7 protein-coding genes are annotated in these 13,151 nt (G+C 57.3%); 4 read left to right on the forward strand and 3 right to left on the reverse strand.

Annotation, left to right across the window (positions count from 1 at the left end):
- Window positions 1-86: 86 nt before the first annotated feature.
- From JSS95_00115 to treS, 3 genes are read right to left on the reverse strand one after another with little or no spacing between them, the layout of a single operon-like run.
- Window positions 87-818: a hypothetical protein gene (locus JSS95_00115; GenBank protein MBS1798205.1), complete on the reverse strand. Its 732-nt coding sequence runs from the start codon at window positions 816-818 to the stop codon at window positions 87-89.
- A 46-nt stretch (window positions 819-864) separates the two neighbouring features.
- Window positions 865-2,079 (reverse strand): hypothetical protein, encoded by a 1,215-nt coding sequence (locus JSS95_00120; GenBank protein MBS1798206.1) that lies wholly within the window; start codon window positions 2,077-2,079, stop codon window positions 865-867.
- Between the two features lie 56 nt (window positions 2,080-2,135).
- A complete protein-coding gene (treS, locus tag JSS95_00125) occupies window positions 2,136-3,869 on the reverse strand; it encodes a maltose alpha-D-glucosyltransferase (GenBank protein MBS1798207.1) in 1,734 nt (577 codons plus the stop codon).
- Between the two features lie 200 nt (window positions 3,870-4,069).
- On the opposite strand from treS, the gene treY reads away from it, so the two are divergent.
- The 4 genes from treY (at window position 4,070) to JSS95_00145 (ending at window position 12,918) form a co-directional block, all read left to right on the forward strand.
- Window positions 4,070-6,769, forward strand: a complete 2,700-nt coding sequence (gene treY, locus JSS95_00130; protein ID MBS1798208.1) for a malto-oligosyltrehalose synthase — start codon at window positions 4,070-4,072, stop codon at window positions 6,767-6,769.
- On the forward strand, window positions 6,762-8,519 hold the full coding sequence (gene treZ, locus JSS95_00135; protein ID MBS1798209.1) for a malto-oligosyltrehalose trehalohydrolase: 1,758 nt from the start codon (window positions 6,762-6,764) through the stop codon (window positions 8,517-8,519). The genes treY and treZ overlap by 8 nt, the downstream gene beginning before the upstream one ends.
- Before the next feature lie 191 nt (window positions 8,520-8,710).
- Complete coding sequence (locus tag JSS95_00140) at window positions 8,711-9,898, forward strand: hypothetical protein (protein MBS1798210.1); 1,188 nt, start codon at window positions 8,711-8,713, stop codon at window positions 9,896-9,898.
- A gap of 50 nt (window positions 9,899-9,948) precedes the next feature.
- On the forward strand, window positions 9,949-12,918 hold the full coding sequence (locus JSS95_00145; protein MBS1798211.1) for a TonB-dependent receptor: 2,970 nt from the start codon (window positions 9,949-9,951) through the stop codon (window positions 12,916-12,918).
- Window positions 12,919-13,151 lie beyond the last annotated feature (233 nt).

Raw genomic sequence — 13,151 nt, forward strand, 5'->3', positions numbered from 1 at the left:
TTTGAATAAGGACAGATTCAGTCCTATATCTTTATAGGACAAAATTAGTCGTATATCAAGTCCGATCTTGGAAACCCAGGCTTCGATCAGAAATGACGCAAGGTTTCCGACGTAGCTTGCGTACGGGGGGCCTGGTCGATCGGTGTCACTTCGCTGTCGACGTTCTTTTCCAGCGAGCGGCTGACAATATCGCGGGAGCCGATACCGATTGCGAGCGAGAGTGTGAGGACGATTCCGCCGAAGAGAATTCCGAAGGCCAGGTCGACGACGGTGCCTCCGATCTCAAGGTGATCGAGCACCATGGCCGTTGTAAGGACGAGCACGAGCCATTTGACGCCAAGCGAGAGAAAACGGGCATAGGAAAGGCGTGCGTTGACGGCTTCGATCAGGACGGTTCTCGCAAGGAAGCGTGCGATGAGGGTTCCGATGATGAAGAGAACGATTGCGCCGACGGAGTGGGTGAGATAGGGCACCAGGAAGAACGACATCTGCGAGTTGCCGGCGTAGGCCGCATCGAAGGCCGAGATTCCGATAAGGCAACCGAGAACGACCGAACCCCAGAAGACAACCCGCGTAATGAGCAATGTGGGACTGTGCGAAGGCGCCCACTCAAGGGGGATGATCGAGCTGCGAGTAAGGCGCTCATCAAAGCGAAGCAGAGTTAAGGTGCGCCCGAGCAGTGCCGCGAGCAGTGCTCCCACGATGGTCAGAATGAAGATTGCGAGCAGGAGCGCAAGAAGTCCCGGGAGGAAGTTGGCGAGAGTCACCAGTGCCCGGTGGGCGGATTGGCTAAGGGCGAGTTCGACTTGTTGCCACATGGGCGAATCTCCTTACATTTGGATGCTGGCTGACGTTCCTGTGCGGCTAGGGGTTGAAGCGGTCAGGCCAGCGCCAGCGGGATACGAGATACGGCTTATCGGTTTCGAAAGCGAGTGCTTGTTCCTCAATATGGCGTTCAGGAGGAATTCCGCTATGAACGAGGATCAGATGCGAAGCCACCCATGCGAGATAGAGCGGTGTAAGCGCTCCGAGAAGGTGGTTGCGGTTGATCGTGCGCAGGCGGTAAGCCAGGATGAAGTCGTAGACGATGCGCGCCCATAAGTTGTCCTGCATGCGAAAGCTCTCCTGCGGCATGATGGAGAGGTGCTTGAGTCCAAGCAGGGCATGAGGCGGTAGAACCAGGGCCCAGATCTCGTGCAGGTTGGAATAGGCGAGATGAAAGGACTCGAGCATCGGCGTCACGTCGAGCGCTTCAGTCGGTTCAGGTATCTGGGAGATACTGCGCGCTGGGTGTGTACTGCGCATTCGCTGCCAGAACGCTGCCTTCGTGTCGATATCTGCAAATAGCGAGCCGCAGATATGGTTGAGCAGGGAGTTCAGGTCGGCCGAGGCAGGAGAAGGAGCGCTACGGACAGGTATATCGGCTTCAGCCAGCGTGTAACCCGCCATGGCAGCCTCCGACACCGGCCATAGAATGGCATCTTCCTGAGTTGCCGTTGTGAAGCGTTGCGCTATTGTGGCCAACCGCTCTGCCATGCGAACGGAGACTCCAAGATCGATGGCAAGAGGAAAGCGCGGCCTGGCGCAGAACAGGGCGCGAGATACCGGATACAGAATGGCTGAATTGAGCAGGCTTTCTCGAGGGCCAGGATGATAGCGTGCAACAACGAGATCAGCACCGGGAGAAAGAGTAGTAGCGGCGAGGCCCCGGATGGACTCCGGGGGGATCGTGTACGAGTCAGCGCCGAGCATAAGGCATGTTGTTGCGGAATGCTCCCGCGCAAGTTTGTATGTGTTGACGTAGTCGGAGGCTGTCAGTACCCAATTGGTCGCAGAGGGGGCGGCAGGTGTATAGGGAATTAGTTTGAGCTTGTCGAACGATTGACTTGCCGTGAGGTTAGGAGCTACGTCGGGAATGGCGACTGAAAAAGATTGTCCCGGGAACGCAAGCGCCAGGTTGGACAGCGCCGGTTCAATGGCTTCAGGAGAACCCTCTGTAAGGTGAATAAGCAGGCTGGTCGCTTCCGGCGTTGCAGCGCCGGAAGCGAGTGCGGCCGTATTGGTGGATGTCGTTGCCATGCGATTTGGAGAGCCTGCCTCTGCTTAGATTAGGACGCGGGAACGATCTATAAGGTTCATTGCGAAATGGTCTCCGGCGCTGGCTGTAGCTCAAGCCAGAAGAAGGTGTAAGGTGCAAGCGTCAAAGGGTAGGGCTGGTCGGTAATGACGGGAAAGGCGACATACCCGAGCATCTCGACAGGGGTCATGCTTGAAAATTCGCTGAGATCGAGCGAGACCGGCTGTGCAAACCGTGACAGATTGGCGACGCAGAGGATGGTTTCGGTCCCGCGGGCGGAGAGATTGCGCTTTCCGCCCGCCTCGGTATCTTCGCGGGAACGGGACGTCGGATCGTAGTGACGCACATAAGCGAGAACGCGACGGTTGTCCGGGCTGAGAAACTCCAGAGTGCCGCGACCGAAGACCTGGAAGAGCTTGCGCAGCGCAATCATGTTGCGTGTCCAGTGCAGTAGCGACGACTGGTCCGCCAGCTCCGACTCAACGTTGACAGCCTGGTAGCCGTAGACCGGGTCCATGACGACAGGGAAGCTGAGGCGTGCTGGATTCGCAGTAGAAAAGCCGGCATTCCGGTCGGAGTTCCACTGCATGGGCGTGCGAACCGCATTGCGGTCGCCAAGGTAGATGTTGTCTCCCATGCCGATCTCGTCGCCGTAATAGAGGATGGGCGTTCCTGGAAAGCTGAGCAGCAGAGAGTTGAGCAGTTGGATGCGCTGACGGTTGTTGTCGAGCAATGGCGCCAGCCTGCGTCGAATGCCCGAGTTGACGCGCATACGTGGATCGGCTGAATAGGCGAAATACATATAGTCACGCTCGTCGGAGGTGACCATCTCGAGTGTCAGCTCATCGTGATTGCGTAAAAAAAGCCCCCACTGACAGCTATCGGGAATGGCGGGAGTCTGCGCCATGATGTCGGTAATGGGTAAGCGGTCCTCCTGGCGAAGGGCCATATAGATGCGCGGCATCAGCGGAAAGTGAAAAGCCATGTGGCACTCGTCGCCGTTGCCAAAGTACGGGCGGACCTCAGGCGGCCATTGATTGGCCTCCGCGAGCGTAAAGCGGTTGGTGTACTCCTCGTCGATGGCAGCGCGTAGACGGCGGATGATGGCATGTGTCTCGGGAAGGCTCTCGCACATCGTGCCGTCCCTCTCGCAAAGGTATGGAATGGCATCGAGACGGAGACCATCGACGCCAAGGTCGAGCCAGAAGCGCATGGCCTTTAAAACCTCGTCCATGACGGCCGGGTTGTCGAAGTTGAGGTCGGGCTGGTGTGAGAAGAAGCGGTGCCAGTAGTAGGCCTTCGCCGTATCGTCCCAGGTCCAGTTGGACTTCTCTGTGTCCGAGAAGATGATGGGTACACCTTTGTAAAGCTGATCGGTGTGGGACCACACATAAAAATTGCGCTCTGGCGAGCCCTCTGGCGCACGACGCGCAGCCTGAAACCACGGGTGTTGATCCGAGGTGTGATTGATAACCAGCTCAATCAATACCTGCATGTTGCGCTGGTGAGCTCCGGCTAAAAACTGCTTGAAATCCTCGATCGTTCCGTAGCTGGGATTGACGCTCGTATAGTCGGCAATGTCGTAACCATCATCGCGAAGAGGTGAAGGAAAGAACGGCAGCAGCCAGAGACAGGTGACACCGAGTTCCTGTAGATAATCAAGCCGCGAGATAAGCCCCGGAAAATCGCCTATGCCGTCGCCGTTGGAGTCCTGAAAAGTGCGGACGTGCAACTCATAGATGATTGCGTCTTTATACCAAAGTGGATCGGTGGCGCTGCCGGCTTTCTTCACGATAGTGTCAGCTCTCGAAATTCCGTTGCATAGGAAGATGCGCAACCTGCGCCAGCGGTTGTAGCGTACTCATTCCTAAGACGATAGGCCGAGAGTACAACCGTTACTCCCAAGCTGGACTCTAACCTCTCAAGTCTTCTCCAAGATGTTCAGCGTACTGTGCTTGCACCTAACCTGCGATCTTCAACTGGGCTGTTTCAATGTTGCGTGTTCCGATCTCCACTTACAGAATCCAGCTCCATAAGGAATTCACATTTGACGATGCCGCTGCGATAGCGGACTATCTGCGCGCGCTTGGCATCTCGCATGTTTACTGTTCTCCGTATCTACAGGCAGCACCGGGCAGTATGCACGGCTACGACGTCGTGTCGCATCAATACGTCAATCAAGAATTGGGTGGACAAGATGGCCATGACCGCTTCTCTGCGAAGCTCAACGAGCTTGGCATGGGCCAGGTCCTCGACATTGTGCCAAATCACATGTCCCTGGGTAAGGAGAACCGCTACTGGTGGGACGTGCTGGAGAACGGTACGTCCAGCCGTTATGCGTCCTTCTTCGATATTGACTGGCAGCCGGCTGAAGAGAGGCTGAGAGACAAAATTCTGGCTCCGGTACTGGACGACCAGTATGGCCGCGTCCTGCATCGCGGCGGCATACGGGTCGTGCGGGTAGGAAATAAGTTCCACGTAGAAGCAGCGGGCCACGCATTTCCGGTATCGCCGCAGACGCTGCCCGTAATTCTCGGGCGGGCGGCAGAGGTTGCGCGGTCGAAGACGCTCAGCTTCCTTGCGGGGTCTTTTGGAAGACTGCCAGCGCCACCGTATGAAGACCGGCGCAAAGTGCTCGCGCTGCACAATGACAAGGTCGTTCTCTATACCTTGCTTGAACGGCTCTGTACCGAGGAACGTGGTGTCTGCGATGGAATCGAGCGATCGATCGAAGAGCTAAATGGCAACGAAGACGCTCTGGATGATTTTCTGAATCAGCAGAACTATCGATTGGCGTACTGGAAGACCTCCGGTCAGCAGCTGGGGTATCGCAGGTTCTTCGATGTGAACTCTCTCGTGGGGCTGCGCGTGGAGCGCGAGCATGTGTTTGAAGAGACGCATGCGCTGGTACTGGACTGGCTGAAGCGCGGCGTAATCGATGGTGTTCGTGTCGATCATCCCGATGGCCTGCGCGATCCTTTGGAATACTTGACGAGGTTGCGAGAGCGCGCTCCCGAGGCATGGATTGTGGGGGAGAAGATTCTGGAACCCGGTGAATATCTGCGCGAGAGCTGGCCAATCCAGGGGACGACAGGTTACGACTTCATGCACATCGCAGGCGGTGTGTTGTTATCTCCGCAAGGGCTACAGGAGCTGACTGGGATATACCAGGCATTTCTTGGCAGAGAAGCTGCCGCCGGTTTGATGGACTACCCCGCGATGGCCCACGATAAAAAGATCAATGTCTCACAGGAGGCGCTGGGCAGCGATGTCAACCGTCTGACAACCATGTTCGTGGAGATATGCGAGTCGAACCGCGACCGCCGCGACTACACGCAGACCGAGGTCCGGCGCGCGATTCGCGAACTGGCAGCGTGCCTCGACATCTACAGGACGTATATCGTTCCAGGACGTAACGAGATAACCGATGAGGACCGCGGACACATTGCGCAGGCAACGGTATGCGCCAAGGCGCGGCGTCACGATATTGACGGCGATCTGTTCGATTTTCTACGCGATGTACTGACGATGGTCGTGACAGGGAGGCGCGAGAGCGAGTTTGTTCTGCGTTTTCAGCAGTTCACTGGGCCAGTGATGGCGAAGGGTGTTGAAGATACGGCGTACTACTGCTACAACCGCCTCTCCGGCATGAACGAGGTCGGAGGCAATCCAGGCGGCAGCGGCGTGAGTGTGGCGGAGTTTCACGCCTACAACGAGAAGATGCAGTCGTCACATCCGCTTACGATGACTGCGCTGGCTACGCACGATACCAAACGCAGCGACGACGTTCGTGCACGGCTTGCAGTCCTGTCGGAGATTCCGTTGCGCTTCGGTTCAGTAATTCAGCGATGGTCACGTTTGAACAACCAGTTCCGCGTCCGTACTGTCACTGGCTCTATGCCCGACGCCAATACGGAATATCTCTTCTATCAGACCCTGATTGGCGCGTGGCCTCTTTCGGTTGAGCGAGCGCAATCCTACATGCTCAAGGCAGCGCGCGAAGCAAAGTTGCAGACCACCTGGATTGCGAACAACAAGGAATTTGAAGACGCTCTGCTGGAGTTTATCGCTCGTACGATGGAGCACGCTCCTTTTGTGAAGGACGTGGAGCAGTTTGTAGAACGAGTGAAATACGCGGGAAGAGTGAACTCTCTGACGCAGACATTGATCAAACATACGGCGCCGGGCGTCCCCGATCTATACCAGGGAACGGAGGTGTGGGACCTGAGCCTGGTCGATCCAGACAACCGCAGGCGCGTGGATTACGATCACCGCCGTCAGCTATTCAACGAGATGCGTGCCATGGTGGGCGAGAATGTGGCGGCTAAGGTCATGGAGCGCATTGACGATGGGTTGCCAAAGATGTGGGTCATCCATCAGGCATTGCAGTTGTGCCGTGAGCGGCCAGAGGTCTTCGGCGCTGATGCCGCCTATACGCCGCTGGCCGTTACTGGAGCAAAGCTGGATAACGTGATTGCATACACGCGTGGCAATGCCGTTGCGACGATCGTTCCCAGGCTGACGATGAAGATCATGGATGCGTGGCGCGATACCGCTGTGGTTCTCCCTGAAGGCATATGGACGAACAGGTTGACTGGCGCGGCGATGAGCGGAGGCGCGGTGCAGATGCGCTCTTTGTTGCGGGAGTTCCCGGTTGCCTTGCTGGTACGCGAGGACAGCCCGCATGCGTAGGTTCATGGTATGGGCACCCGTAGCGGGCAAGATGGCAGTGAAGATTGGTAACGCCCGTTATGAGATGGAGCGCTGTGACAACCGTGGTTGGTGGGCCGTGCAGGTGGAGATGGCTGGCCCGGGAACAGACTACGGTTTTCTCGTGGACGAAGATCCTAAAATTTATCCCGATCCTCGCGCCATGTGGATGCCGCACGGCGTCCACGGCCCCTCACGGGTGTACGACACAGGAGCCTTCAGATGGAGCGATGAACGTTGGAACGCTCCGCCGCTGGCCGATGCAGTGATCTACGAGATGCACGTTGGGACCTTTTCACCTGAGGGAACGTTCGATGGCGCTATAGCGAAGCTCGGCCATCTGGTCGATCTCGGGATTACGCATATTGAGCTGATGCCCGTGGCGGAGTTTCCCGGCGATTTTGGCTGGGGGTACGACGGGGTCGCGCTGTTTGCCGTGCGCCATCAATACGGCGGCCCGGATGCGCTGAAGCGGTTTGTCGATGCCTGCCATGCGCGGGGACTGGCCGTGCTGGTGGACGTTGTCTACAACCACTTCGGTCCGGTAGGGAACTATACTGGCCGGTTTGGGCCTTATATGACCAACCGTCACTGCACGCCATGGGGCGATGCTGTGAATCTTGAGTTTGAGGAGAGCGATCAGGTCCGTCGGTTCTTCTGCGATAACGCGTTGATGTGGATGCTTGAATTCCACATGGACGGGTTGCGTCTGGATGCCGTGCATGAGTACATGGATCGCTCGGCCATCAACTTCATGGAACAGCTTGCAATCGAGACCGCGCAGTTGTCCGAGGCACTCGGACGGAGGCTTGTGCTGATTGCAGAAAGCGATTTGAACGATCCGCGTGTGGTCCGCCCCCGCAAGGCCAATGGTTATGGCATGGATGCGCAGTGGAACGATGATTTCCATCACGCACTGTTTACGGTGCTCCACGCAGGCGATAGAGGCAGAGGGTACTATGCCGACTTCGGTACGATGGAAGCTCTGGCAAAGGCGTTGACCGGTGCCTTCGTCTACGACGGCATCTACTCCCAATATCGGCATAAGATCCACGGACGGCCAGTCCAGGGAATACCAACGGAATGCTTTGTCGGATTCATCCAAAACCACGACCAGGTAGGAAATCGTGCGACTGGCGATCGTCTGGAACACATCGTCGGCTTCGAGCGTGCCAAGGTAGCTCTTGGACTGGTGATGACGTCGCCGTTTGTGCCGTTGCTCTTTCAAGGAGAAGAGTTCGCCGCTTCTACACCGTTTCAGTATTTTGCGCATCATGAGGAAGAGGCGATGGCCCGCGCCGTATCTGATGGGAGAAGGCGAGAGTTCGCCGCCTTCGGATGGCTGCCTGAGTTGGTGCCCGACCCCGAGAGCAGGGAGACGTTCGAGAGGTCGAAGCTACGATGGGACGAGATAAATGAAGGCAGACATGCCGAGATGCTGGAGTGGTGCCGCAGCTTAATTGCGTTCCGTCGTAAGGCATCCTGGTTGCATAGTGAAAGGCCAGGGCATACCCATGTGCGGTTTGATGAAGATGCGAACTGGCTCACGATGGAACGCGGGCAAATCTACGTCATGCTCAATCTCGGAGAACATGCAATCGAGCTCGATTGTAAAGATGATTGCAGATTGGCCTTGTACTCCAATAGTGATATCTGTGTAAGAGATGGGAAGGTTATTCTTGGGCCTTCAAGGCTGGCCGTCCTTATATCGGACAGGGCCGATTGTCCCTAAAAGGGTTACTCATACAGTAAACTGGTGCAACTAGCCTAAAAACCGGAAACTTTTGGAACGCTTGACCGTCTGTTCACGTATCGGGCTTTAGGACGCGGATGCGTTCGGTGCAACCCTCGTGTTTAGAGAGTGCATCGAGTCCGGCACAAGGATTGAGCACAATGCAAACAGGTTCGAGCTTTCGCACGGCAATGCTGGCTGCGGCACTTTTTACGGTAGGCGCAGTTGCAGCACCGCGTGTCGTGGCGCAGGCCCCTGCTGCAGCTCCGGCGGCAACACGGCAGATTGGGACCGTTAAGGCTATTGCCGGAAACAGCGTCACACTGGCGGCTGATAGCGGCGCGCAGACCTCCGTTACTGTTGCGGACGGCGCGAAAATTCTTCAACTGGCGCCCGGAAGCACGGACTTAAAATCGGCGCAGCCGATAACGCTTGGAGACATTACCGCCGGCGATCGTGTTCTCGTGACGGGCAAGGGCGCCGACGACGGCTCATTTACGGCAACACGCGTAATTCTGATGAAGTCGACGGATATCGCTCAGAAGAACGAGCAGGAGAAGGCGGACTGGCAGCGGCGCGGTTCAGGCGGTATTGTGAGTGCAGTCAACGGGCAGACGATCACAATCTCCTCCGGTACTCGCAAGGTTGCCGTCGAGACAGGCCCCACCACGAAGTTCCGCCGTTACGCCGGCGATTCCGTGAAGTTTGAAGATGCGAAGCCTGGAACCCTCGCGCAGGTACAGACCGGCGATCAGCTTCGCGTTCGTGGCAATAAATCGGAAGACGGGGCAACGATCCAGGCCGACGAGATTGTTAGCGGGTCGTTCAAGAACCTCTCCGGGTTGATCGCCACAATCGATCATGCGGCGGGAACTCTGACGATGAAGGACCTTGCCACGAAGAAGACGGTGACAGTCAGCGTGACGTCGAACTCCGATCTGCGCAAGCTGCCTCCTGAGATGGCGGCGCGGCTTGCTGCGCGTGAGCGTGGTGGTGCAGCGGCTGCCGGTGCGAATGGCGACGGTGCGCCGCGCGCGGGTGGCGGAGCATCTCCGGCTGCTGGAGCGCCGGCCGAGGGCGCCGGTCGCGAAGGGCGCGGCCCTGCTGGTCCCGGCGGCGCAGCGCGGCCAGGAGGCGGCGACCTGGCGCAGATGCTGTCGCGTCTACCCACTGAGACGGTTGGTGATTTGAAGGTTGGAGAAGCGGTCATGGTTGTGGCATCGCAGCCCGATGCGGGCACTTCCACCATGACTGCGGTAACGATGCTTTCGGGAGTAGAGCCAATTCTGGCTGCATCGACTGGAGCGCCTGCAATGACGCTTTCGCCCTGGAATATGGGCGGAGGGGCTGGCGCAGCGGAAGCTGGCGGCCCACAGTAAGCCAGGTCCGCCCAACAGATAATTTGTGTTCCTTTTCTTGAGGAGAAGTAATGGTATTGCGTAAAACACTGAGTCTCTTTGTGTGCCTTTTTGTCGCCTTGATCTCTCTTGCTGCTCATGCGCAGCAGCCTGCCGGGGCGGCAGCAGCGACGGTACACGGTATCGTCACCGATCCCGACAACGCGTTGATCCCCGGCGCGACCGTGACACTCACCCCTGCAAAAGGGAAGGCCATCGTTGTGCAGTCGGGTAGCGACGGAGCGTATACCGCTCATGGCGTTGCTCCCGGCGCTTATACCATGACGGTGACGATGACCGGATTCGCGACATTTGTCCGGGAGAACGTCCACATTACCGCTCAGTCGCTCGCAATCGACGTGAAGATGGCGTTGCAGGTGGAGTCGCAGCAGATTCAGGTGACCGCTCAGAGCGCGCAGGTCAGCGTGGATTCGGACAGCAATGCCAGCTCGACCGTGATCAAGGGCAAAGATCTCGATGCGCTTTCAGACGATCCTGATGAGCTGTCGTCAGAACTCTCCGCGCTTGCTGGTCCGTCCGCTGGACCGAACGGCGGACAGATTTATGTCGACGGATTTACCGGTGGCCAGCTTCCTCCCAAATCGTCCATTCGCGAGATTCGTATCAACCAGAACCCGTTTTCCGCGCAGTACGACAAGCTGGGATACGGCCGCGTCGAAGTCTTCACCAAGCCCGGAACCGATAAGTACCACGGCAACTTCAGTATGCAGGGCGGAGATAAGTCGTTCAACACCTCCAACCCTTTCCTCGGGCCTTCCAATACACAGCCGGATTACCACACGATCTTCATGTTCGGTAACATCAGCGGGCCAATCAATCACTTCTCATCCTTCAGTGTAGGAGGGTCGCACCGCGACATCGAAGACAACAGCATCGTGAATCCCAGCGGGTTCTATGCCACTTCGTCGACCTCAACCACGCCTTGCAAGCCGGGTACTCCGCCGCCTGGGGTGACGTGTTCTTACTTCACGTCCTATCCTGTAGCGAACCGTGCAGTGGCGCATCCGCAAACCCGCAGCGACATCTCGCCACGCCTCGACCTTGCACTGGGCGAAAAAAATACCCTGACCTTCCGTTATCAATACGAAGTGAGCGACGTTCAGAACGCTGGCGTCGGCAACACCAGCCTTCCGACCGTAGGTTATAACTCCCACTCCAACGAGAACACGATCCAGATCAGCGATACGCAGATCGTCAGTTCGCGCGTGATCAACGAGACCAGGTTCGAGTATCAGCGGGCCGCATCCTCAACAGACCCATTGGACAAGACGCCGACGCTCTCTGTGCAGGGAATCTTTACGGCTGGCGGTTCCAGCCAGGGGACTCAGCGTAGCGCCAGCACGCACATCGAAGTGCAGAACTACACCTCGGTTGCCTTGGAGAAGAATTTCATGCGGCTGGGCGCACGCATGCGAACCAACAGTCAATCGACCACCTCGGACCAGGGAGCGAATGGAACCTTCACCTACTCGTATCTGCTCGACCCTTGCACCGACCCCAACCAGACAAAGAGGCCGAGCTCCTGCAATCCAGGGGCAACGGTTCCTTGCGCAGCCAGTAACGCAACGGGGTACATCTCGTCATACCAGTGCGGCACTCCCGGACAGTTTGCGATTACCAAGATCAACAATGCAACGATTGGTGGCCGCGTAACCGATATCGGCCTTTATGCGGAAGACGACTGGAAGATCAAGCCAAACCTCACGTTGACCCTGGGTGCTCGCTACGAAGCGCAAAACGTGATTCACAGTAACCACGACTTTGCTCCGCGCATCGCATTCGCATGGGGAATTCCGCGTGCCGGTGGAAAGTCTCCCATTACCGTCATTCGCGGCGGCTATGGAATCTTCTACGACCGCTTTGGGTTAGGCAACTATCTGAACACCGTGCAATTGAACGGCGTCAATCAGCAGAGATCGACATTCATCAATCCCGGGGTGGCTTGCACACCCGACAATCCAGCGAACTGCGGAACGGCAACACCAAGTCGGTCGACTCAATACACGCTTGGCAATAACATCCGTAGTTCGTATACATTGCAGGCTGCTTTGGGGATCGATCAGCAGTTGGGACGCGCGGCTACTATGTCGGTCAACTATCTGAATGCGCGTGGAGTACACCAATTTATGGCCCGCAATTTCTACGATTCTGCTGCGCCGACAACGCCTTACTATGACTTCCAGTATCAGTCCGGTGGAGTCTTCCGCCAGAACCAGTTGATGTTCAACGGAAGAGCCGCGCTGCGTAATGCCAACCTGTTCGGCTTTTATGCCATCAGTTTTGCGGACGCGAATACGTCGGGAGCCGGGTTTATCCCGACAAGCAACACAAACACGAAGGTCGATTATGGCCGCGCAACTTTTGCTTTCCGTCAATTTGGGGTCTTCGGTGGAAGCGTGAATCTTCCATACCTTATCTCCCTGAGCCCGTTCATGATTGCGCAGGCAGGCACTCCGTACAACATCATCAGCGGAACAGACCCTCTCGGCTCGTCGATCTACAACACCCGGCCTTACTTCGCCAATGGCAACAGTGGAAACTGCGCCGTAGCATCCGACTTCAGCGCAACCCAGACCGGCAGCCTTACACCTGTGCCGATCAACTACTGCACCGGTCCTGCCAACGTCTCTATCAATCTGCGTGTGGCAAAGGTCTTCGGCTTTGGTCCTAAGACGGGAGCGGCAGCCGCAGGCGGTGGTTCGGGTGGCGGTCCTGGCGGCGGTCGTCGCGGTGGCCCAGGCGGCGGCGGTGGTGGTCGTGGCGGCGGACCGATGGGCATGGGCGGTCCAAGCTCTGGCCATCGCTACTCTCTCACCCTGGGAGCGCAGGCGTCCAACCTGTTCAACATGGTGCCCTACGGTACCCCGACCAGCACCTTGACCTCGCCGAGATTCGGTCAGTTCACGACGCTCTCTACTGGCCCGTTCAGCTCACAGACTGCGGTACGGCGCATCATGCTACAGGCAACCTTCAACTTCTAAACTTTGAACAATTGAATTGGGCGCAGCGAACTCCGCTGCGCCCATCAGTTTTAATACACAAGGCGTTTCAGATGCCGTCAGGCATTGAATCGATTAGAGCATTTTCCTTATAGGTGTAGTTCTTGCTTTCAGGGCCGAAGGCCCGCCAACATACCAGCCTGGGCCGAAGGCCCAGGTTTACAGGCCGACGATCAACCAGAGCGCTGAAGGCGCGACACATACCTTCTCGGGAG

It is taken from the genome of Acidobacteriota bacterium (assembly GCA_018268895.1).
In the GTDB taxonomy this organism is placed as follows: domain Bacteria; phylum Acidobacteriota; class Terriglobia; order Terriglobales; family Acidobacteriaceae; genus Edaphobacter.